We start from the raw sequence: 24,037 nt of genomic DNA on the forward strand, positions 1-24,037 counted from the left end.
TGAAAAGAAATCCGAACAGAGCAATGATAAAGATTAATCATTTTTAAAAATGATCATTAATCACTTTCATTGCCTATGGTGCTCTTACCCGTAGTGCTAAAAATAGGCAAGATGCTGGTGAAAGATCACGTCTTGCTATCCTCTATTTGAAGAGTTTCTAAAACGGGAAGAGCGCCTCATTTGGGGAGAACATAAAGCCGTAAAGGTGAAAACTAATCGACGTGCTTTGCCATCACCTTTAGCTCAGACTTATGACTTTTAAAAACATCTAAAGTACTGTCTTTTAAATCATAAAAACTGTGCATTGCTTCACGCTTTTATTTTATTTGCGTTCTTTGAATAAAATCCACACCCCTCACATAAAACAAAACACTATTGGGTTGCACTCTTCATGAACATCCCCCTAGAGAGAAATGATCACTCTATATCCTCCAACTGTTATGATATCGCTTCTACATTTCAGTTTGAAAAAGAAATTTTAATTATTTTATGGCAACAAATAAAAATTGTAATGCAATAATAAAGAAGGAGCATTTTAAAAGTCTTCACGCACTCTTGTTGACAGACAGATAAACACCGTCGTAAAACACTGTCAAAAATGTATTCTTATGGGTATACAGATCAGATTTTCACGATTTAAAACGGTTTATTTTCTTATTAACGCTTCTCTTTTTTCTAACAAAACCGATATATCTTTATGACATTGATTAAAAAAATTGCAACAGTTGCTTCCGGAACTCTGATGAGCCGTATTTTTGGCTTCATCCGTGAAATGCTTATGGCAGCAGCCCTAGGGACAGGTCCTGTTTCTGATGCCTTTAATGCTGCTTTTCGTTTTCCCAATACATTCCGCCGTTTTTTTGCTGAAGGCGCTTTTAATTCTGCTTTTATTCCTCTTTTTGCAAAAAAAATCACTGAAGATGGTCAAGAAACTGCTTGCAAATTTGCAGAAGAGGTCTTTGGTGTTCTCTTTTCCCTGCTGTTACTGCTAACGATTGTTATGGAACTGAGTATGCCTTTTTTGGTACGAACCATTATTGCTCCAGGTTTTACGGAAGATGCAACAAAGTTTAACGCCACAATTCATTTTACTGCAATTATGTTTCCCTATTTAACCTGCATGTCGCTCGCCGCCATGATGGGAGGCATGCTCAACGCTCTGCGCCGCTATTTTATTGCCGCCATTGCGCCGCTCTTTTTAAATATTATTCTGATTGGTGTGCTTGCCTATGCTTGGGTCTATAAACTTGACGCTTGGCATATCGGCTTAAATCTCTCTTGGGGTGTGTTGGCTGCAGGGCTTCTTCAACTCACTTTAATTGCTGTTGCTTTACGTCAAAGTGGCATGAAAATTTCCTTCCGTCCCCCCCATTTAAGTGCTAATGTTCGCAAGCTGTTAGCTTTAGCATTTCCTGCTGCTATCACGGGCGGCATCACACAAATTAATTTGCTCATCAATACCAACATCGCTTCTAGTCAATCAGGAGCTGTCTCTTCTTTGATGTATGCTGATCGCCTTTATCAATTGCCTCTAGGCGTGGTTGCCATTGCCGTTGCAACTGTTCTTTTGCCAGAATTAACCCGTGCTTTGCGAAGCAAAAAGCATGAAGAAACCCACCATTTGCAAAATCGCTCTATTGAATTAACGCTATTGTTAACACTCCCTGCATCCATCGCTTTTTTGCTACTCTCCACTCCCATTGTTAGTTTACTCTTTGAACGCGGACAGTTTACCAGTCAATCAACACAGCATGTTGCACAATTATTGGAACTTTATGGACTAGGACTTCCTGCTTTTGTTCTCATTAAGGTCTTTATTCCTAATTTCTTTGCCCATGAAGATACCAAAGCACCAATGATTGTTACAGGCATTTGCGTTTTCATCAATGTCAGTCTTGCTTTAACATTATTTCCTATTCTATCCGCACGAGGCATTGTTATTGCTGAAATTACTTCTGGATGGGTCAATACGCTATTACTTTGGGGAATCCTTATCAAACGTGGTTATTGGAAATACGACCTCCAATTGATCAAGCAAATATTATGCCTTACGATCGCTTCCCTTTTGAGCGCTCTAACTCTCTATTACGGATTAAATGTGTTTAGATTTTTGTCTTTTCCTTTATCCACACAAGCCTCCTTTTTCTTGCGCGCCAGCACCTTAGCCGGGATCATACTCGGCATATTCTTGATCTATTTGAGTGCCTATTTTTTATTCAACACCCGTTCCTTTTTTCACACGCTTAAAAATTTGAAAAAACGTCCATAATATCTATACTTTGTCAAAAACAATAAAACGAATAACCTTGAATTAAAGAAAGAGCGCTCCTATGGATACCTTTACACCCCTTGTCTTTTCTGGCGTACAACCGAGTGGTCATTTACATCTTGGCAATTATCTTGGAGCCCTTCAGCATTGGGTTGAACTGCAAAATTCTCATCACTGCCTCTATTGTGTTGTGGATATGCATGCGCTTACAGTCAACCCAGATCCCCTTATTTTACGCGAATCCACCAGAACAGTGACAGCCGCCTTTCTCGCTGCTGGTATTGATCCCCAAAAACACATTATTTTCAACCAATCACGTGTTTTTCAACATGCTGAACTTGCTTGGATTTTTAATTGTGTTGCGCGCATCGGCTGGCTTCAACGTATGACACAATTTAAAGATAAAGCAGGAAAAGATCGTGAAAAAGCATCCCTTGGGCTTTTTGCTTATCCAACTCTGATGGCTGCTGATATTTTAGTCTATCGTGCAACGCATGTTCCGGTAGGAGAAGATCAAAAACAGCATGTTGAACTCACACGCGATATTGCACAAAAATTTAACAATGACTACGCACAGCGTATTGCTGACTTAAATTTTGGCGTCTCTATGCAAACGGATGAAGAAAAAAGACAAGGCTTTTTCCCCCTCCCAGAAGCCCTGATTGGAACAACAGCCACACGCGTTATGTCCTTGCGTGATGGGACAAAAAAAATGTCAAAATCAGATCCTTCAGATTTCTCACGCATTAATTTGACCGATGATGCTGACCTTATTGCAAAAAAAATACGCAAAGCCAAAACAGATTCCGCGCCTCTTCCCGATACCCTTGCCGCTTTAAAAGAACGACCAGAAGTTGATAACCTGCTTGGTATTTATGCTGCCTTTGCCAAAGTCAGCAAAGAAAAGGTCCTTTTAGAGTTTTCTGGTCATCAATTTTCGCATTTTAAAACAGCTTTAGCCGACCTTGCTGTCCATAAGCTTGCCCCTATAACAGAAGAATTACGTCGACTTCACCAAGAAAGCGGTTATATCGACTCTGTTTTGCATGATGGTGCTAAACGTGCTAGTATGCTCGCAGAAGAAAATATGAAAAAAATTCGTGAAATTGTTGGATTTTTGCTCAATACATAAAAACAATAAACCTAAAAACCGTAGAGAGCAAAAAAGATCGTTTGTACAAAATAGAGAAAGTGCATGATTTCTAAACCCAAAAATCCGAAAAAAAAAACCAAGAAAAAAAACTTAGTCATTATCGATGAAACACCAGAGTGTCGGCGTGCCGTTGCGTTTGCCGCACAGCATGCCCAAAACACCAATAGAACTTTGGTCTTACTTTGTGTCGTTGATAGTACAGAATTTCAACATTTTCTGGGTGTAAACAATATTATGCGCACAGAATCAACGCAAAGTGCTCATAAAATATTAGGAGACATTGCCAGTGATGTCCGCACCTCCCATGCGCTTGAAACAGAAATAGTGGTGCGTGAAGGGAAAAAGATTGATGAAATTTCTAAACTGATCGACGAAGATAAAAGAATTGCACTGATTGTCTTAGCAGCCAGTGGACATACAGAAGGACCAGGCCCCCTTATTCAATTAATCGGAAATAAAGGGACAGCTTTTTCCATCCCTGTCATTGTCATTCCCAGCAATCTTGCCGATGAAGATATTCGATCTATTGCCTAAAAAATACAATATTTTAAAAATGTAATGATCTTTCTAATCCTTCATCATAAAAGGAGAGACTATGTTTATTCAAACTGAAACCACCCCAAATCCTGCAACACTTAAATTTCTACCAGGGCGCGTGGTGCTTTCCGAGGGCGTCTTAGAATTTCGTGACCGTGAAGAAGCAGCTAAAAATTCACCTTTGGCAGCTAAACTGTTTAATATTCCCAATGTCAATGGTGTCTTTTTAGGCTATGACTTCATCACCGTAAGCAAAAAAGAAGGAGAATGGCAACACCTCAAGCCTGTTATTTTAGGCACAATTATGGAGCATTTCCTGTCCAATGAGCCTGTCATCACCACCAATGCGACAACACAAGCCCATGCCCATGCTCTCAACGAAGAATTTTATGACGAAAAAGATGCTGATATTGTCTTAACCATTAAAGAGCTGCTTGAAACACGTATTCGTCCAGCCGTTGCCAATGATGGTGGCGATATCACTTTTCGCGGGTTTGAAAATGGTATTGTTTATCTCAATATGCGGGGCGCCTGCGCTGGATGTCCTTCTTCAACAGCAACGCTCAAACATGGTATCGAAAATCTTTTACGCCATTTTATCCCTGAAGTTTTAGGCGTTGAAGCCATGCCACAATAAATATCGACCTCAATAGGTAAAACGACCACACAGATTGTCTTTCTTCAACAAGGCTTAAAACAACATGGGGGGTGAAAATCCTCGACCATTTTGTCCCTTATAATTTTAGACGTAAGCCGTGCTACTATAAAATACAGTACTGCTTAAAAAAATCGTATACAATGATAAGGTTTCTTTTTCACTTCCCCATAGTCCTTAAAATGATTTTTGTCCCCTTTAAAGGCATCATTTCAACGAACCCATCACATAAAAACCATGAACGCGGGGACACGCTTTAAATTTATTTTGCCTCATGACCTTGTCATACAAACTTTACCCCCAAAAACAAGGAAACCATTCCAGTAAAAAGAAAAGAGTGTAAGATAGAGCACACACTTGTTTCCTGGTGTTCCATCATTTTCAGTGTTTCCGATAATAAAATCCCGCAAAATGTTGCTTATAGCAACCAATCGACAAGGATCACACTTTTACACCTTGAATGGGAATCTTGACAGTCTTTTCATTTCAATTGTATTTATCGCATCAATCAAAATCATTCGCTTACACATCACAAATTGGAGGATAACAAAAACGATTTTTAAAATATCTCTTATGAACATTTTCAAATATAAGGGCTGTTGCAACATTGAGAACTGATAAAGAGTGTGATGGTGTTGGCTTGCCTTTTATGAAACATAAAGATGATAGCGCTCAACGGCGCTTACCTTATATCATTCATGGGCATCATTGCGAAAAAAGCTTAAGCGTATTGAGAAATATTTTTTAAGTATCATACCAACTTTTCCTATTCTTGAAATCAAGAATTCCCCTCTCTATCACCTTCAATCTCATCTCATAAATACAATGGCAGAAGGTTTCAATACCTGTAAAAAATAAATCAAAGCCAGATCTATTATGACTATTTTGGAAATGATTTGATAAAAAGCGGAAAAGTTCCTTCAATTTAGCCAATCGTAAATTTCTCACTTTACGGCGTTATCCTCCTCATAAAGCGCGTATTTTTACTGTTTTCTTATCAATCAACATCCAGTCCCACTCACCAGCCGACATGTCTGAAAGAAAAGAAAGCTATTTCTCTCGCAAGACATAGCTTTTGTATCCCCATAAGGGAAAAGATAGTGTGTCTATCCGATGAGCGTAATCTATGAAATAAGAAAAGAACCCACTTGGAAAAGAATAGTCCTACTTGGAGCAGAATATGAAAATAGCAAACCAACGAAAGGCAAAAACAATTGCAAGAGGATAAAGGCCTAAACTTTTTTAACAAATTCCGACTTTAAACTCATTTGACCAATCCCTGGAATTTTGCAATCAATATTATGATCGCCATCCACCAGGCGAATATTCTTCACCTTCGTCCCTCCTTTTAAAACAGAGGAAGCGCCTTTTACTCTCAAGTCTTTTATCACCATAACGGTATCGCCGTTTGTCAAAATTTGACCATTGGCATCATAAACAGTATCGGAAAGAACAGTATCGTCGTTCTTTTGTGGCCATTCATGGGCACACTCAGGACACACAAAATTTTCACCTTCTTCATAAGTATAAAGACAATCACAACGAGGACATTTGGGATACTGGGTCATAAATTTCCCTTTTTAAGAAAAACCATTCATGATGACTGGTCATAAAGCAAGAAGTGCTTATTGTCCATTATTTTAAGAAAAATATGTCCCTTTGTTTCACCCCCCATCTGCCGCCTGTGTTCGTAAATGCGATCATCGCCATACAACAGATACGTTAAGGATGATTGCTCATTGTACAATGAGCCCCCATAATCATAAGATTCCTCTCAATATTGAAGCAACAAAAGTCTTTCGCTTACAAGTTACAAGGAGAAAGAGCCGTGTAAAACGATTAAGAAAAGACTCAAAAGACTAAAATGCTCTCAAAGGGTAAAGGCCAATATTGAGAGCAAACCTTAAATGTATGACTTTGTTCCTTCATAAAAGTAAAAATGATGGTGCTTAATGGATAAACCGTTATCCTCTCCCATAAACGGCATGCATAAGATGATTTCTCGCCTCTTGAGAGAGGCTTCTTTAAAACAAGCATACAGAAAAGTGCAACAACGATAATGTTCTGTTTGACTTAAAAAACATCCCTCCATGACTCTTTTTAAAAAACATTTCTATTAAACCATCAAAAATCATTGGACATAAATGTTCCGATTATGCCTGATTATGACGCCCTCCCGCATTCGGTTTTAAGAATTCAGCAATTTTTAAGAAGCCCGATATGTAAAGGGAGACAGAACGAAACGCACCTAAAAAGAGAGGAGCGCCCTTATGGCAAATAACATCACGCCCCAATCATAATACCCTATGTGATCAATCATGATATCTTTGCAAGAAACATTCCCATGATCTCATGTGATAATATCAGGACGGTTTCGTCCCAATTCTTGTTGTATGTTTAACAGTTTGAGTGCCACCTGTTGCAAAGGCTGAAGAACTTCTTGCGGATTTAAATTGTATTTGCGCGGATCACCTTCATACTGTTCAAAATAAAGCCGTAAGGTCGCACCACACGTCCCTGTTCCCGATAAACGAACCACCAACCGTGCACCATTTTCAAAAAAAATACGGATACCTTGTCGCGTACTAACGCTCTGATCAACAGGATCATGATATGTAAAATCATCTGCTTTTTTGACCAAAAATCCAGCAATTTCGGTTCCGGCTTGCGGTAAGTGCTCCCGCAAGTGGTCCAGTACTGCCAAAGCTTTGTCTTCTTCAACTTCTTCATAATCATGACGTAGTGCGTAAAAACGCCCATAGCTGTGCCAATGCTGTTGAACAATTTGTGCAACCGTTTTCCCTGTTACCGCTAAAAGATTTAACCAAAATAAGACAGCCCATAAACCATCTTTTTCGCGGATGTGATGAGAGCCGGTTCCAAAGCTTTCTTCACCACAAAAGGTTACTTTTCCCGCATCCAAAAGCGTCCCAAAAAACTTCCACCCTGTTGGTGTTTCAAAAAAGTTTAATCCGTGTTTTTCAGCAACCAAATCCGCAGCAGGCGTTGTTGGCATAGAGCGAGCAACCCCCACAATGCCTTTTCGATAACCTTTAATAAGATGGGCATGCTCCACCATAATCGCCAAAGAATCAGAAGGCGAGACAAATTGTTGACGCCCAATAATGAGGTTACGATCGCCATCACCGTCAGACGCAGCACCAAGGTCCGGTCCTTGCTCTGATATCAATAAATCATAAAGAGCCTTGGCATAAACCAAATTGGGATCTGGATGACCGCCTCCAAAATCTGGTAAAGGAAGACCATTGACCACCGTCCCTTCAGAAAATCCTAAGCATTTTTCAAAAATTTCATGCGCATAAGGCCCTGTTACCGCATGCATGGCATCAAACCGAAAAGTAAGACCTCGAGTAACGGCCTTGGCAATACAGTCAAAATCAAAAATCTCTTGCATCAAAGCAACATAATCGACGACAGGATCAATAACATCAATCTGCATGGCTCCCATAAAGGTCGTCCCTTGCCGATCTAAATCAACATCTGAAGCTTCAAAAATTTTATAAAAGGAAAGACGTTGCGATGTTGCAAAAATAGCATCACATAAAGAATTAGGCGCCGGTCCACCATTGGCAATATTGTATTTGATTCCACAATCTCCCTCTGGACCTCCAGGATTATGGCTTGCAGAAAGAATAAGCCCACCATGCGCATGGTATTTACGAATAAGATGCGAAACAGCAGGCGTAGAAAGAATACCGCCCCTTCCCATTTTTACACGAGAAACACCATTTGCTGCCGCCATTTTCAACACAATCTGAAGGAGAGTCCGATTAAAGGTGCGTCCATCTCCCCCAAGAATCAACATTTTCCCTTCAAGAGGTCCAATATTCTCAAAAAGAGACTGTATAAAATTTTCCACATAATGGGGTTGTTGAAAAACAGACACTTTTTTGCGCAAACCAGATGTTCCCGGTTTTTGCCCCTCAAAAGCCGTGGTCAAAACTGTCTTTATGGTCATGGTAATACCTTCATATTCTTTCATTTAATTTTAAGATGAAGAGTATTCAAAGTCGACCGTTAATTCTACTTGACGCAAGTGTGAAATATTTGCACACTTGTTAAAAGTAATATTTTTTTAAGAAGCCCTTTTATTTAAAATGATCTTTCCCATATGTTTTAAATACAAAGGTTGTTTTAAAACAAAATTTTCGTTAAAAAATACAGGAGCATCCTTAATGGTAAAAAAAACAGTTCCCAATGTCACATTTCATACACGTGTACGCGATGAATCAATGGGAGGAGATAATCCTTATCGATGGCAAGATGTTAAAAGTGATGCTTACTTTAAAGGAAAGCGCGTTATCCTTTTTTCTCTTCCTGGCGCTTTTACGCCTACTTGCTCAAACTTTCAGCTGCCTGATTTTGAAAAACTCTATGATGAATTTAAACAAGCGGGTATTGATGAAATTTATTGCCTTTCCGTCAATGATGCTTTTGTCATGAATGCTTGGGGAAAAGAACAAAATATCAAAAACGTGAAACTAATTCCCGATGGTTCTGGTGAATTCACGCGTAAAATGGGTATGCTGGTTGCAAAAGACAATCTTGGTTTTGGCATGCGCTCATGGCGCTATGCTGCTGTTATTAATGACGGTGTAATTGAGCAATGGTTCGAAGAAGCAGGTTTTTCAGATAATTGTGCAACCGATCCTTATGAAGTTTCTTCACCACAAAATGTTTTAAAAGCCTTGAAAAACTAATTTCAAGACTAATTATACATTTGTCAAATGTAAACTTTCTAACATAAATTCCTTCGCAAGAAGGAATTTATGCTTTTTGTATTTTCTAAAAACATCCATTCGTGACAACATCTTGATTGATAATGATCCTTTAAGCGTACCTCAACTTGAGTAAGATACTGAAATATCGCAATATGTTTCAATTTTAAATCTGTTTCCTGTTGCATCAATCAAAATCACTTTTTTGCACATCATAAGCGGAGGACCCATGTGGGTAAAACACTAAAAAAACGAGATATGCCTTGTCTAAACGCTCTTAAGTTCCAAGGGAATTGATCGTCCAGGGTTCACAAAACATCAAGAAGAAAAATACAGATCAACGATCTGTTTGAAAAGGCGTACCCATCAAATTTATCTCATGAAAAGATAATAAAATATGGCATACAAACTGCCCTGCACAAATAAGCACCAACAACTGTTGATGAAAAGGATTGAAGCAAAACAGCTCCCGCAAACATTCCAATTCACACAACATCAACGTTACTATTCTCATAGCCATTTATTCTACGCTTTTATTTTTCTCTAAGAGAGAAACAGTTAAAGCAGGCGTTTATTGGGGTGTTCTTCCGTAAAGTATGTTTTTGTTTCTTCTTCATCGAACTCAAAAGTTTCATCACATTCAGGAAGACCAAAAATATCAGGATTAATGAAATAACAACCTTCTCTTGTTCCTTTCTCTATAATCTGAATCCTTTCTAATTCCTTGATACCTTCTTTAAAACTTTCAAAATTAAGATATTCTGGTTCTTCACTTGAAAGATCACAAATCAAAAAATCCTCCAGAATATCACGATCCAACGTTATCTGATCAAACCATAAATCCACATCATCCCCCTCATCGAGCATTTTCCCTACTTGCCACAACATCACAAAAAAAGCTTTCAACCCACTAAATGATAACCCAAAAATCATACGCCGACACGACGAGGCGCCTGAAAATGTAATTTGCGGAAGATCTTCACACTCGAAGTTTGAGAGAGGAAGTTTAAATGATTTTCCAATATCTTCAGGTTTTTTCAAAATAAAGGGATTTCTTTCATAGAGCACAGTAAAATCATATTGAGCCATTTTCATTTCTCCATTAAAAAATTGTTTTTTACAATAAATGAATAATTTCAAATAGTTATCATTATAATCTCTTACAATGAATCCTCCTATTCTCCCTTTAAAAATTGTCTGATTTAAGTTATTCGTTGCTTTTGACACTAAAAAAATCTTCTAAAACAAAACTCTTGAGATCTCTTTCATCTCTCACGGATGTAAAATTTTAGACTGTCAATAAGAAAACAGCAGAAAATATGATACCAGCAAAGGAAAATTCACAAGTTAAACGCATCTGAATGGTCAATATTTCTATAAGCTATTGGTTTTCTCTTATTGACCATTGATTTTTCTAAACACAGGGGCGGGACAAAGATCTTGAACGCTTCAAATCCCATATTGTACCTCACGAAGACGTTCACACGCCCCCCTTAAAAGAACTTTTTTTCGTCCTTAAAATAATTCATTTTATCATGAATACAAAGCCTTTTTCACCTTTTAAAAGAATTCTTTTTATGCCGCAGAAACTTTAAAAAAATAAGATTTTAAGAACATGAAAACAGATAAAAGACACATTATGAAAATTGAAGAGGAAATGTTCAAGCTCTTCGCAGCGAATGCTTTCATAAAACCATTACCGTTTTTGGGCGGCTAAAATGTCTTGTACGGTTTGCACCAATTGCTCTTCATCCACCATCACTTGTGCAGGACGGCTTTCACGCCATGTTTGATTATCCTTAATTTCATGAGACAAACGCGCTCCTTCAATTAAATCTTTGATCTGTATTTTTCCGCTCTCACGTTCTTGTGAACCTTGGATGATCACACAAGGAGCTTGACGCCGGTCCGCATATTTCATCTGCGCTTTAATTCCCGATGCCCCTAAATAAAATTCCGCACAAATTCCCGCATTTCGCAATTGCATCACCATTTTTTGATAGCATGCAACAGCTTCTGGCTCTTTATCCATCATCAGCACCACAACAGGTCCAAGACTATTTTTTACCGGCAATTTTTCAAGGTTTTGCAAAGCAGCAATCAAACGTGAAATCCCTATTGAAAAACCTGTTGCTGGAATATTTTCTCCACGAAACCGCGCAACCAGCCCATCATAACGCCCCCCCCCCCCAACAGAACCAAAGACAACTTTTTGCCCATCATCATTGAGAACATCAAAAAGCAATGCCGCCTCAAAAACAGGTCCCGTATAATATTCCAATCCACGGACCACCGAAGGGTCAATTTTAATACGATTGTGATACCCATTGACCGCAAAGATCGTTTGCATTTCTTCAAGTTCGCGAACCCCTTCAAGCCCTTGATCACTTTGACCAACGATTTGTCTGAGAATATCAAGCGTTTCTTCTGCCGTTTTCGCTTCTATCGTGAGTAGAGAAAGAATACACTCAATCTCTTTATCTTGAAGTTCAGCTCCTTTTGTAAAATCACCACTTTCGTCCAAACGCCCCTTGCCTAAAAGCAAACGCACGCCTTCAGGACCAAATTTATCCAGTTTATCCATTGCTCGAAGAACCGTTAAGCGCTTTTCACTCTGCCCGCTTTCCCCTAAGCCAATCAACTGCAAAACACTTTCCAGAATTTTTCGGTTATTCAAACGAATGGCATAATCATGCGGCTTAATACCTAATTTTTCCAAACTATCTGCTGCCATCATGCAAATTTCAGCATCCGCCGCAACGGTTGGTGTTCCAACAATATCCGCATCAAATTGCATAAATTGCCGAAACCGCCCTGGTCCAGGCTTTTCATTGCGAAAAACAAAACCAAGCCGATAACTGCGATAGGGTTTTGGTAACGTTTCAAAATTTTCAGCAAAATAACGCGCAAGAGGAGCTGTCAAATCATAGCGCAAAGACATCCATTGTTCATCATCATCTTGGAGCGAAAAAACCCCTGCATTGGGACGATCTGAATCAGGTAAAAACTTCCCCAACACATCCGTATATTCAAAAATGGGTGTTTCAAGTGCTTCAAAACCGTAAAGTTCATAAACTTCACGAATTTGCGCAATCATGGTTTCAGTGGCATACAATTGTGCACTTGTGCGATCAACAAAACCACGAGGTAAACGGGCTTTGGTTTTTTCTTGTTTCAATGACATGTTATTCTCTAGCAACAATATGTGTTTACGGATAACCATTATCCCATAGCAACAAACGCTGCAATGACTTTATCGCTCTCAAAGCTTTTAACAACATGTTAGAGGCTTTTATTTTACAAAAGCAATCCGCCTTAAAGCAATCCTCTAAAAAATTTCCCCTTCATAAAGTCACGCCCCCACACATAAAACAAAAATAAAACAAAACACGTGCAATAAAAAACATCATTCTATTGCCAATTTATTGACCTATTTAAAAAACAGCGCTCTATACCCTCTCCCCCATTTCAAAAAAAACTTATGAATCGTATAATGATATTCGCATAAAGTCTTCTGAGCGTAAGATAAAATCTTCATGAAAAATATAAAGTCCATTATACTTTCATCCCTCTTAACACCTCAATAAAAGCTGCAAGCCGGTCATACGCTTTATCCTTCAATGTTGCAAAAACTCTTGGTACTTGAAGGAGGCATAAAAAGCATTTTTTTCTTGTCTTCAAGTGTTTTGGCCACCTCCCAAGACCACTTATCACATGCAGAGAAATGACCTTGATTGACCATAAAAAGCTTTAAAATGAGAAAAATCTCATAACATGAAGGGATCACCCAACCAGCAAAACAATGAACGATAATCCTTCTGTACCGTAAAACATGATCATTTGAAATACCATGATATAAAATCAACCACTGAACCCCACTTAAGAAAAACCAGACTGTTTATAATCTCCAAACTGTTTCCAATCTTTTACAATCTATTATCTATAACTCATTGAAACTTTAAGAATCTTTATCCTTTAGAGCTGTTAAAAGGTCAAAGCGAAACAAAAGCGTTATCGCCATAATATGTTTCTAGACATTTTCATAAATCTTTACGAATAGACATGGCTCACCTATTCATATAAAGACAGCAGGGCACAAGCGAGACAAGACAGCGGGCTGTTTACAGACGATTTAATTGACAGATGAACGCTTCTAAACACAGAAGCAAAACGATAAAAGGAAAGCAACCTTGCGAAATTGAAACAATCAAAAGAAGCAGAGCTTAAAGCTCATCTCATAACGTTTAATCGTTTTCATTATGAAAAAATGGAAGCTTTATAACCATGCTGCATCTAAATACTTTCATGAATATTTATAAAAAGAAGTGGCTTATATATTCATATGAAATTAGCCCAATGGAATGTGTTAGAAAAGACACCAGATTGTTTACAGACGATTTTTTTTACAAGTCAGCGTGGATTAAAAATCTTCGTCTTTTAAGATAAAGAGGAAATAAAAAGAATAGTGGGCCATCCATCATTTAAAACGTTTTAATTCTGATCAGAAAGCAGCTTTAAAATTGCTTTTTGTTTGACAGATGTGAGGACTCTAAAACTTTTTAAAAGCAAATATTCCTCTTTGCTCGCTGCGAGTTCATCATAACGGTACGAAGCGTTTTCTTTTGTGACGATATAGTATAAAAAAAGGCAAGTGGAACATTCAAAATATCGGAAATTTCCTTTAAACGCCCTGCGCTCACACGGTTTAAGCCTTTTTCATATTTCTGGATTTGTTGGAAACTCACACCTAAATGTTGACCTAATGTTTTTTGAGACATTTTCAGCATTTTTCGCCTAAAGCGAATTCTTTTGCCAACAAAAAGATCAATATTAAGATTTTGATTTTGCATTTTCCTCCCCCACCGGGTGCGAGCGCCCTCGCGCAAGTATTCCGGGAGCTTGAAAATACTGAATCCGAGTCAGCATTTTGCTTTTAGTGCGAAAACGCACCTGGACATAGCAAAATCTCCCGGAATTCCTAGATACCTGCAAAGCAGGTTTATCTTCGTGTTCGGATTTAGGGTTTTCAAGGACCTATTGGGTCATTGCGTATGCGACCAAAACACCTTTTAACGTGTAAAGTAATTTCAGGATCTTTGCAATAAAAATAGTTTTTCTTAAATTTGCAGAATTCATTTTTAATGAGAAGTTATCTGCTTCTCAAATTCTTTACCACACACGCATCACAATCATACCATCAACCCCCCATTTCACGAAAAGATCTCACCCTTGTTTCTTAACAAGCCCCCCAGCCCCCAGCTTGACAGCTTCCTTAACCAATACAAAACAGCTTTTGTCTTATCCTTCATACAGGCTCCAGATGGGTGATTATTCTGCTCTCCCGTAAAAATATCATCATCGAGAGAATAGAGTCCCCATGCAAAACCAAAAGGTGAAACCTTTTTTAAAGAAAAAATCAGATTATTGATAGACCAGAATGGATTAAGAATTTTCAACTTTTAAGGCAGAGAAAAAATTAAAAATCCATCTATTGTATGGACCTCACAGCCTTCATCCCTCTATTTGATTGAAAATGTGCACACTCTCAAATCCAAGGCTTCCCAACTCCCCAAGACTCTGTATGCTCTACCTCTTACTTCATCTCTGAGACCTTTGAACCTCCCTTTTGCACATTTCCCCTTATCTCATCGCCTTTGCAAGAACTCTTCCCGTCAATATCTTGTCCAAAATCTCTGTATTTTCCTGCCTCTCTTTTTTCAAAAACTTATTTTTTAACATTTGCTTACAGAACTCTCCCTATACCAACATCAAATAAAAGACACATGCTTCTTCAAAAGTTTCAAGAGGAACATTTGCTTTTGGATAAAACAATAATTTTCCAGCATCTCTTTTGATACTGAATAAAAAACATCCTTTTTTATAAGGAAGATTAGGAAGAGACTCCCCCTTAGAACAAGAGCCCAAAACTTAAGATAGAAGTGTGTTTTTAGATTGCTCGGCAAAGTTATGAATAACACTTTTTAAATCAACACTCTTTCGACCAGCCTCTGTAATTGACCTTGAAATTGAAGGAATAATATTCTGCCATAGCCTTTGAGGAAACTGCTGAGTTAATTGTGTTATTGTTCCCCCTTGAGCCCCAATGCCAGGAACGAGAAACAGGCTATTTTCTAACTGTTCAATTGTCTCTTTTGCGTCACAGCCTAATGTTGCACCAATAACCGCCCCGATAGGACCAACATGACGATATTGACTTGAAGATTGGCTATTATAGTCAAAAATACGCTCTGCCAAATGAACAGAAACCGTTTGATCGCCAATGCGTGCATTGCGAATATCTTTACCCTCCGGATTAGACGATTGAACAACCATAAAGGCAGCCGTTTTTGTTTCTTCTGCAATCTTTATCAACGGAATAAGAGCATCAAACCCTAAAAAAGGATTGACTGTTATAGCATCGGCTTTGAAGGGACTATTGACGCCAAGCCAAGCTTTACCGTAAGCTTCAGCGGTAGAACCAATATCCCCTCTTTTTGTATCAACGAGAACCAATAAACCTTGTTTCTGTGCATTTTCAATGAGTTCTTTCAAAACTTGAAGCCCTTCCACCCCATATAATTCAAAAAATGCAGCTTGCGGCTTTATGATCCCCACCTTCCCCACAACCGCTGTTAAAAGGATATCGCAAAAATCTTTTAGACCTTTATAATCGCAGCTCAAATTCCATGATTGTAAAACTTTATGACTCGGATCAAACCCCACACAAAGGGGGCCATATTTTTCACTATTTTTAAAAAAAGCTGAACAAAACATTTTATATCCTAACACGGTCTCTTCTTAAACTTTTTGATACAAACAAAAAGAAAAGCATTTGTCAAAAGAATACAATCTTAAAAACACACAGAAAGCACTCTCATAAACAAAATCTGCTCTTACTTATAAAAGTTATTCCCATTCACAATACTTATCGCATAATTTTCAACCAAGACGTTGTCATGAGACAAAAATTTAAACTTTATGACAGAATGCGAACAAAAAAGCATTCCATCCTATTTCATTCTATTGCCTCGTGAAGCTAAACCACACACCCCCACTTTATTTCTTTCACGCCCTTTTTTTACAATCAACAAAACTTCTCGATAAATACACTTTAAACGAACGTTTCAAAAGAAAATGCTCCACCATAATGCTCTCTATCTTAACTTTGGATCTTTCCTCTTCATTTTTAGCGGCTAAATTATCCATTATGGATCATAAACTTTGGAACATAATTAGCAAAAAGGCATTGTATCTCCAGCATATTCAAGGAGATAAAACATGGAAACCCGCATTCCTGAAGGCACATCTTTCGATACGAATTTTCTAGGAGAAACATCTCTAGAAACAAAATATTCATTTTTTCATACACCTATTTCATGGTCTGCCATTTTTGCTGGATTGATAACAGCTCTTGCCGTCTCAATCTGCCTCTCTTTCCTCATTGCCGCTTTAGGCTTAAGCCAAATGGACTTTACCTCGTCCTCCCCTTTTATAGGTTCTTTTCTCTCTATGGGTATTGGCTCCCTCATCGTTATGCTGATAAGCCTTGCTTTGGGGGGCTTTGTAGCCGGACGTTTTGCTGAAATCTCAGGGGCTCTTCATGGTTTCTTAACCTGGGCGCTCATAACACTGCTGATGACGCTCCAAGCCATCCACGTGGTTTCTAGTACAGCAAACTTAAGCGCTAAAGCGGTTGGAAAAAGCACTTCTATGATCCAACAAACCGTCGACAACCTCCCTTCCCTACTGTCAAAAATAAACAGCGAAAGCTTTGAAAAGTTTTTTGCAGAAAAACGCGACAATGGAATTAATTTTGACCAACTTGGCAGTGAGTTGCGCACCCTTCTCAACAAAAGTGATATTCCGGCCCTCAATCCTGAACGCTTGAAACAAACCTATCAGGCTGCGCTCAACGATATTGGTTCTGCGATAACCGCTTTCAAAAATAATCCTTCGCATTATCGCAGCACTCTGAAAAATCTAGGGGATAGTCTTTCTCATCGCATAGAAGCTCTAACGGAAAAATTTGATCAAAGTGATATCATCAAAGCCTTGATGAACAATGGCATGTCGCGTACAGATGCACAAACAACAGTCAACCGTGCCATCCATATCTATCAAAGGGCAGAAGAAAAAACGGAACAAGCCGTCAAAGCCCTAGAAAAACAAGCCGGTACCTTGTCTCAAAAGCTTGATACAAAGGCAAAAAATGCTCTTCAGATGGCTGATAAAGCCACAACAAAAGCATCACACATGGGATGGTGGGGCTTTTTAGGAAGTCTGATTGGTGCCCTAATTTCCAGCATTTTTGGCTATTATGGTTACAGAAGCCAAAAAGATTTTTTCAAGCTTTAAAAAGCAGAAACTTTTTTACACTTTAATTTTAAAAACTTATGCTTCTAAAGCAAAACAAACCGATAAAAAGCTGCACCATCTGTGCAGCTTTTTTACGATATTTTCTTGATTTTTTCATTCTTTTCAACACAGCAAAATTTTTTCAAAAGCCAATTTTAAGTTTTTATAAAAGCAAGAAACAAGCTTCAAAATAAAAGCAAGTTTTTCAATAATTTTATCTTTTTATGTTTTTCCTAAAAAAATTCTTAAACGAAGCATTGACTTCATCGCTTATATAGAAGCGTTACAGCAAAACAAACATGCGACTATTGCTCTATTTTTACTATTTAAACCAAACAAATTTTGTAGAAAAATATTTCTCTGTAAAAAACAACTTTTTTCAATATGGAAAACATCTCAATCTTACATCCCATGCAAGAAGATGATGATGCGATTAATCTTTCATCCACGCACAATATTAGAAATAAGGCAAATTTTCTATAATCATGCGTTCTTAATTTTTTTTGTAAATCTTTTGTGCTTATTATACAGACATCAAAAAGCGTATCATTACTTTCAATACAAGTAAGCGACATAAGAAATTTCATATGGAATAATAAAAATAGTCTTTTACAAATTGCAATATTAGAGCAAAAATTGCACTTGCTAATTGATACAAAAAAATAAAATAGGAAATGCATTTTAATCAATATAAAAGCAAATTATTTTATAAAAGAAAGTACAAAAAACCACAAAGCACCCAGCACAACTTTAAAAGGTAATAAAAAACACGTGAGCAATATGAAAAAGCTAGACAGCAAAAGCATGGATATCGTGAAACAAAATATTCAACAGTTGAAACAACTGTTCCCTGAAGTATTTTCAGAGGGAAAAATTAACTTTGACCAACTGCAAGAACTTTTAGGAAATTACCTAGTTAAAAACGAAGACCATTATAATTTCACATGGCATGGGAAACGTGCAGCAAGTCGTCTTGCTCAAACACCAAGTACAGGAACGCTACGCCCTTGCAAAAAAGAAAGTGTAGATTGGGACACCACACAAAATCTGTTCATTGAAGGTGACAATCTTGAAGTTTTAAAACTTTTGCAAAAACCCTATCACCGTCAAGTAAAAATGATTTATATCGACCCTCCTTATAATACGGGTAATGATTTTGTTTATAAAGATGACTTTAAAGACGGTATACAAAACTATCTTGAAATGACAAGGCAATTGGATAACGAAGGCAAAAAAATAGGAACAAATTCAAGCAGTGCAGGTCGCTACCATACCAACTGGCTAAATATGATGTATCCACGCCTCAAACTCGCACGGAACCTGCTACGCGATGATGGTGTCATTTTTATTTCCATTGATGATAATGAGGTACATAATCTACGTAAATTATGTGATGAAGTCTTTGGTGAAGAAAATTTTATTGCACAGTTTACTTGGAGAAAAACCGACAACCAAGCCAATATTGGAAATATTGCACGGGTTAAAGAATATATCATTCTTTATTCTAAGGAATCAAAAACCTTAAAATTAAATAAAATGCGCTTAACAGAGAGGGCAAAAAAAGAATATCGGTATAAAGACAACCATGGATTCTATAGACGATCTATTTTATTGGATAAAACCAGAGGACGACATTTTTATAAAATAACCACACCTTCTGGAACTATTTTAGAAGGACCTTGGATGATAAATGAAAAAGATTTTCAAGATCTCTCTTCCAAACAAGCCATATATTGGGCAACAGGAAAAACTGAGCTCCCCTATGGAAAAATTTATCTCCATGAAAGCCAAGGACAAATAGCCAATGATTTTCTTTCTATTGAATTTGGTACCAACCAAGAAGCGGGAGTAGCGTTAGAAAACCTTTTCAATGCTCGTTACTTTGATTTTCCTAAACCGCTTTCATTAATAAAGCACTTTCTAACCATAGCAACTAATGATGACCTCATTCTTGACTTTTTTGCAGGTTCTGGGACGACAGCGCATGCGGTCATGCAATTGAATGCCGAGGATGGCGGCAAACGGCGTTGCATTTCAGTGCAACTACCCGAGCCCACAGACGAAAAATCCGAAGCTTTTAAAGCGGGCTATAAAAATATTGCTGAAATATCCAAAGAGCGTCTTCGCCGTGCTGGGAAAAAAATCAAAGAAGAACAAAGTGCTCAACTAGATTTCAATGAAAATGGTGGCATTGACACAGGTTTTAAGGTTTTTAAACTTGATAGTTCGAATATCAAACGCTGGGAAGCAGATTTCGACACACTTGAAACAGACCTGATTAATGCTGTGGACTATCTCAAGCGGGATCGTTCCAATGAAGACCTGCTTTATGAAATTCTTCTCAAATATGGGTTTGATCTCACTGTTTCCATAGAAATGCGTCTCCTTGCCCAAAAAAATGTCTACATTATTGGACATGGCGCTTTGATTGTCTGCTTAGATACAGATATCGATATGGATGTCATCAATAGCATTGGCACCCTTAAAGAAGAGCTACAGCCGGATATTATGCGCGTTGTGTTCAAAGATGACAGTTTTAAAGATGATATCGTTAAAACCAATGCTCTGATGTGCCTAAAACGCTATGGTATTGCTGATGTTAAAAGCCTATAGAGAAGACAGCTATGAAAATTAAATTTGACCCCAATCAACACCATCAACGTCGTGCATGGGAATCTGCTGTAGGAGTTTTTGAGGGTCAAGAACTTGATAAAGCACTGTTCTCTATGCCTTCATTAAGCAAAAATGAATTTGAAACTCACTTAACACAGCAAAGTGATATAGGCTTTGGCAACCGCTTACGTCTTTTGCCTGAAGAAATATTAGAAAACATCCAAAATATTCAACTCCGTAATGGTTTAAAGCAAACCAAAGAGTTAAAAAGCTTTGATTTTACCATTGAAATGGAAACAGGTACGGGCAAAACCTACGTATATCTACGATCTATTTTTGAAATGAATAAACGTTATGGTTTTTCGAAATTTATTATTGTGGTTCCTAGCATCGCGATTAAGGAAGGCGTTTTTAAAACTCTAGAAATGGCAAGAGCACATTTTAAAGAGCAATATGATAATATCCCCTTTGACTATTTTGTTTATGACTCCAGCCGATTGGAGAAAGTCCGTAGTTTTGCGAGCAATGATTATATCCAAATTATGGTGATCAATATTGATGCTTTCCGCAAAAGCTTTACGGATCCATCAAAAGAGACCAGCGCAAATATTATCCACCGCTGGAATGATAAAATGCAAGGCGTACCGATTGACTTCATAAAATCTACTCACCCCATTGTGATTATTGATGAACCGCAAAGTGTGGACACGACCGCCAAATCAGGAGAAGCCATCAAAGCTCTTAATCCACTTTGCACCTTCAGATACTCTGCGACACATATTGATAAACATAACATGCTCTATAAGCTAGATTCCATTGATGCCTATGAGAAAAAATTAGTAAAACAGATTGAGGTTGCTTCTATTCAAGTCAAAGATGGGCATAATAAAGCGTATATTAAGCTATTGGCTGTTGATAATAAGAAAGGTCACCGCGCCAAGATCGAACTAGATATTCAGCAAAAAAACACGATTAAACGTACTGAAAAGTGGGTAAAACAAGGAGATGACTTGCTTCGTATATCTGGCGGTCGCTCTCTTTATGATGGCTATGTTATCAATGATATTTATTGCGAAGAAAGCAATGAATATATCGACTTCACCAGTAAGCCAGATATTATTCGCCTGCACCATGCGATTGGTGATGTGAATGAGGATGAGTACAAAAGACTACAAATCCGCAAAACGATTGAAGAGCATTTAGATAAAGAGCTAAAGCTCACACCAATGGGAATTAAGGTCCTTAGTCTTTTTTTCATTGATAAAGTAGCGAATTACCGAGACTACACTGCTTTGGAGCAAAAAGGCAAATACGCTCTCATTTTTGAAGAAGAATATGCAAAGGCAATTAAAAAGCCGAAATACCATAGCCTTTTTTCTGAAATGGACACGGATAGTCTAGCCTCACAGGTTCACAATGGTTATTTTTCTGGTGATAAGAATGGTGTTAAAGATACCAACGGTTTTACAAAAGCTGATGAAGATACCTATAGCCTTATTATGAAAGATAAGGAAAAACTTCTTAGTTTTTCTTCTAAGTTAAAGTTTATTTTTTCTCATTCCGCTCTCAAAGAAGGATGGGATAATCCCAATGTCTTCCAGATCTGTACACTTAATGAAACAAAATCTACCATAAAAAAACGCCAAGAAATTGGACGCGGGCTTCGTATTGCTGTGAATCAGAATGGGGAACGGGTCCACGGTTTTGAGGTTAATACACTAACGGTTATGGCTAACGAGTCCTACGAAACTTTTGTCGACGATCTGCAAAAGGAAATAGAAAAAGAAGAGGGTATATGTTTTGGTATTATTGAAGAACATGCCTTTGCCAATATCGTCATTGAGAAAAACACCGGAGAGCAAGTGTTTCTTGGTGCAAAAGCCTCAGAGATTCTTTGGAATAATTTCTTGGCAAAACAATATATTGACCAACACGGCAAAGTAACAGACAAACTAAAAAAAGCTCTGAAAGAAGATAGCCTTACACTTCCTCAACAATTTGAAGCGCAAAAAGAAGCGATTACAGCCACTCTTAAAAAGGTTGCTGGCGGATTAAATATTAAAAACAATGAAGATAAACGCACAGTATACTTAAACAAAGCTATTTTTGAAAGTTCTGAATTTAAAGAATTATGGGATCGTATTAAATATAAAACTATCTATAATGTGGAATTTAATCCAAATAAGCTTATTGAAAAGTGTGCCACGAGCATTCAAAATAACCTCATCGTCAGCAAAACAAAGTTCAATTATACTCGAGCAAAGACTGAAATCAGTAAAGCCGGTGTGAACATCACTGAAAGTAAAGAAAGCACTCATATATATGATGTGCGTGATTATCAAATTCCAGATATTTTAAGTTACCTCCAGAATGAAACGAATCTTAAGAGATGCTCCATTCTTGATATCTTACTCAAGAGTGGGCGCTTGAATGACTTCAAAAACAATCCCCAAAAATTCATTGACGAAGTAACAAGGCTTATCAAGCGTGAGATGCAGCGTTTTATAATTGATGGTATCAAATACTACAAAATTGGTGATCAACATTTTTATGCACAAGAGCTTTTTGAAAGTGAAGAGTTGATTGGATATTTGAATAAAAATATGATTGCATCCGATAAATCGGCCTATGATCATATTATTTATGATTCAGATATTGAATCTGATCTTGCACAATCATTTGAAAAAAATGAAGAGATAAAAGTTTATGCCAAACTGCCTAAGTGGTTTAAAATTGATACCCCCCTTGGATCATATACCCCTGATTGGGCTGTTTTATTCGAGCAAGACGGACAAGAAAAACTGTATTTTGTTGTGGAAAGTAAAGGGAGTATTTTTGAAGACATGTTGCGTGAGCTAGAAAAAGCAAAAATCCATTGCGGTCGCGAACATTTTAAAGCTTTAGGAGTAAATACCCAATATATTGTTTCGGATAATTATGATACTTTTATCAATCAAGCAACGCAAAAAAATACAGTAACAACTTGAAAAACTGTTGAATCTATAGGATTTTGCCTTTATCTAGCTTTAAAAAGATGTAGATTTTTACTGTTTTGTCTAGGTTTTACTATGGAGAGGTTGCATGTAAAAATTCCCAACATTATTGCTATTGCAACAAAGGTCAAAAGCTACCTCACGGACAGAGAAAGATGATAATTCCGGTATATGATGCAAAAGTGTTGGAAGGAAAAGGTAGCATGTTGTGCAGAAGATAGAGATGTGGGCTCTGCAGATAAGATAAGGTGGGAGATATCATAAAAGAAAGAGAAGCATAAATTTGGTTCCTGCAAACCTTTTATGCATAGAGTTCCACACCTACAGGCTTCTTAAGCTCTAAAATTTGGCATACCCAAACACTTGCACTGTTTGTCATGTTATGGTTTTTCTGTGCTATGAGAAATTCTCTGGAATCTATAATATTGAATTTTCTGATGATGTTTTTCGAGGTCCCACAAAAGTAAGCACACGTTTCAATGCAAGATAGCCCCATAAGCGCAATAACAGACAGCCCTACAGCATTCCTCACATCAACGATATTGGTTTTGCGATAGTGATCTTTTACTTTTATCCCTCTCTGCTACACCTTGCGCTGTGTCAAATTACCCCATCCTTTTTATTGATAGGTTCACACGAACGCCCCCCACATCCGGTGTTTTTTATGATCATCAGTTTAGTGGAATGTATAGATGTTTTTTCTGGATTTATGTTTTGATTTTT

At 37.7% G+C, this 24,037-nt stretch carries 13 protein-coding genes and 1 pseudogene; 8 read left to right on the forward strand and 6 right to left on the reverse strand.

Annotation, left to right across the window (positions count from 1 at the left end; translation table 11 throughout):
* The first annotated feature begins 697 nt into the window (after positions 1-697).
* The 4 genes from murJ (at position 698) to BTR_RS08150 (ending at position 4,596) form a co-directional block, all read left to right on the forward strand.
* On the forward strand, positions 698-2,269 hold the full coding sequence (murJ, locus tag BTR_RS08135; RefSeq protein ID WP_012232134.1) for a murein biosynthesis integral membrane protein MurJ: 1,572 nt from the start codon (positions 698-700) through the stop codon (positions 2,267-2,269).
* A 61-nt stretch (positions 2,270-2,330) separates the two neighbouring features.
* Entirely contained in the window at positions 2,331-3,401 is a 1,071-nt protein-coding gene (gene trpS, locus BTR_RS08140; protein WP_012232135.1) for a tryptophan--tRNA ligase, read from the forward strand.
* Positions 3,402-3,464: 63 nt separating this feature from the next.
* Positions 3,465-3,956: a universal stress protein gene (locus tag BTR_RS08145; RefSeq protein ID WP_012232136.1), complete on the forward strand. Its 492-nt coding sequence runs from the start codon at positions 3,465-3,467 to the stop codon at positions 3,954-3,956.
* Between the two features lie 61 nt (positions 3,957-4,017).
* On the forward strand, positions 4,018-4,596 hold the full coding sequence (locus BTR_RS08150) for a NifU family protein (RefSeq protein ID WP_012232137.1): 579 nt from the start codon (positions 4,018-4,020) through the stop codon (positions 4,594-4,596).
* Between the two features lie 1,250 nt (positions 4,597-5,846).
* Here BTR_RS08150 and BTR_RS08155 read toward each other — a convergent pair.
* Positions 5,847-6,182 carry a zinc ribbon domain-containing protein YjdM gene (locus tag BTR_RS08155; protein ID WP_012232138.1) on the reverse strand — a complete coding sequence of 112 codons (336 nt, stop codon included), beginning with the start codon at positions 6,180-6,182 and terminating at the stop codon, positions 5,847-5,849.
* Between the two features lie 782 nt (positions 6,183-6,964).
* Positions 6,965-8,593 (reverse strand): alpha-D-glucose phosphate-specific phosphoglucomutase, encoded by a 1,629-nt coding sequence (locus tag BTR_RS08160; protein WP_038473823.1) that lies wholly within the window; start codon positions 8,591-8,593, stop codon positions 6,965-6,967.
* A 217-nt stretch (positions 8,594-8,810) separates the two neighbouring features.
* Between BTR_RS08160 and BTR_RS08165 the strand changes: the two genes are divergently transcribed.
* Positions 8,811-9,335, forward strand: a complete 525-nt coding sequence (locus BTR_RS08165; protein WP_012232140.1) for a peroxiredoxin — start codon at positions 8,811-8,813, stop codon at positions 9,333-9,335.
* A gap of 576 nt (positions 9,336-9,911) precedes the next feature.
* On the opposite strand, the gene BTR_RS08170 is transcribed toward BTR_RS08165, so the two are convergent.
* The 4 genes and pseudogenes from BTR_RS08170 to pyrF form a co-directional block, all read right to left on the reverse strand.
* Positions 9,912-10,442, reverse strand: a complete 531-nt coding sequence (locus BTR_RS08170; protein WP_012232141.1) for a hypothetical protein — start codon at positions 10,440-10,442, stop codon at positions 9,912-9,914.
* Positions 10,443-11,049: 607 nt separating this feature from the next.
* Positions 11,050-12,537 carry a histidine--tRNA ligase gene (hisS, locus tag BTR_RS08175; protein ID WP_041582682.1) on the reverse strand — a complete coding sequence of 496 codons (1,488 nt, stop codon included), beginning with the start codon at positions 12,535-12,537 and terminating at the stop codon, positions 11,050-11,052.
* A gap of 1,307 nt (positions 12,538-13,844) precedes the next feature.
* Positions 13,845-14,203, reverse strand: a pseudogene (locus BTR_RS08185) (helix-turn-helix domain-containing protein).
* A 1,078-nt stretch (positions 14,204-15,281) separates the two neighbouring features.
* Positions 15,282-16,127 carry an orotidine-5'-phosphate decarboxylase gene (pyrF, locus tag BTR_RS08195; protein WP_012232144.1) on the reverse strand — a complete coding sequence of 282 codons (846 nt, stop codon included), beginning with the start codon at positions 16,125-16,127 and terminating at the stop codon, positions 15,282-15,284.
* Positions 16,128-16,631: 504 nt separating this feature from the next.
* Here pyrF and BTR_RS08200 point away from each other — a divergent pair.
* From BTR_RS08200 to BTR_RS08210, 3 genes are all read left to right on the forward strand, one after another.
* Positions 16,632-17,708 carry a YrzE family protein gene (locus BTR_RS08200; RefSeq protein WP_012232145.1) on the forward strand — a complete coding sequence of 359 codons (1,077 nt, stop codon included), beginning with the start codon at positions 16,632-16,634 and terminating at the stop codon, positions 17,706-17,708.
* A gap of 780 nt (positions 17,709-18,488) precedes the next feature.
* Positions 18,489-20,321: a site-specific DNA-methyltransferase gene (locus tag BTR_RS08205; RefSeq protein WP_012232146.1), complete on the forward strand. Its 1,833-nt coding sequence runs from the start codon at positions 18,489-18,491 to the stop codon at positions 20,319-20,321.
* Between the two features lie 11 nt (positions 20,322-20,332).
* Positions 20,333-23,308, forward strand: a complete 2,976-nt coding sequence (locus BTR_RS08210; RefSeq protein ID WP_012232147.1) for a type III restriction-modification system endonuclease — start codon at positions 20,333-20,335, stop codon at positions 23,306-23,308.
* Positions 23,309-24,037 lie beyond the last annotated feature (729 nt).

Origin of the sequence: Bartonella tribocorum CIP 105476 (genome assembly GCF_000196435.1) — a bacterium.
GTDB lineage: Bacteria > Pseudomonadota > Alphaproteobacteria > Rhizobiales > Rhizobiaceae > Bartonella > Bartonella tribocorum.

What these genes read in the sequence shown, in the direction of transcription:
- murJ (WP_012232134.1), top strand. Translation starts at nt 698, where the DNA reads ATGACATTGATTAAAAAAATTGCAACAGTTGCTTCCGGAACTCTGATG.
- trpS (WP_012232135.1), top strand. Translation starts at nt 2,331, where the DNA reads ATGGATACCTTTACACCCCTTGTCTTTTCTGGCGTACAACCGAGTGGT.
- BTR_RS08145 (WP_012232136.1), top strand. Translation starts at nt 3,465, where the DNA reads ATGATTTCTAAACCCAAAAATCCGAAAAAAAAAACCAAGAAAAAAAAC.
- BTR_RS08150 (WP_012232137.1), top strand. Translation starts at nt 4,018, where the DNA reads ATGTTTATTCAAACTGAAACCACCCCAAATCCTGCAACACTTAAATTT.
- BTR_RS08155 (WP_012232138.1), bottom strand. Translation starts at nt 6,182, where the DNA reads ATGACCCAGTATCCCAAATGTCCTCGTTGTGATTGTCTTTATACTTAT.
- BTR_RS08160 (WP_038473823.1), bottom strand. Translation starts at nt 8,593, where the DNA reads ATGACCATAAAGACAGTTTTGACCACGGCTTTTGAGGGGCAAAAACCG.
- BTR_RS08165 (WP_012232140.1), top strand. Translation starts at nt 8,811, where the DNA reads ATGGTAAAAAAAACAGTTCCCAATGTCACATTTCATACACGTGTACGC.
- BTR_RS08170 (WP_012232141.1), bottom strand. Translation starts at nt 10,442, where the DNA reads ATGGCTCAATATGATTTTACTGTGCTCTATGAAAGAAATCCCTTTATT.
- hisS (WP_041582682.1), bottom strand. Translation starts at nt 12,537, where the DNA reads ATGTCATTGAAACAAGAAAAAACCAAAGCCCGTTTACCTCGTGGTTTT.
- pyrF (WP_012232144.1), bottom strand. Translation starts at nt 16,127, where the DNA reads ATGTTTTGTTCAGCTTTTTTTAAAAATAGTGAAAAATATGGCCCCCTT.
- BTR_RS08200 (WP_012232145.1), top strand. Translation starts at nt 16,632, where the DNA reads ATGGAAACCCGCATTCCTGAAGGCACATCTTTCGATACGAATTTTCTA.
- BTR_RS08205 (WP_012232146.1), top strand. Translation starts at nt 18,489, where the DNA reads ATGAAAAAGCTAGACAGCAAAAGCATGGATATCGTGAAACAAAATATT.
- BTR_RS08210 (WP_012232147.1), top strand. Translation starts at nt 20,333, where the DNA reads ATGAAAATTAAATTTGACCCCAATCAACACCATCAACGTCGTGCATGG.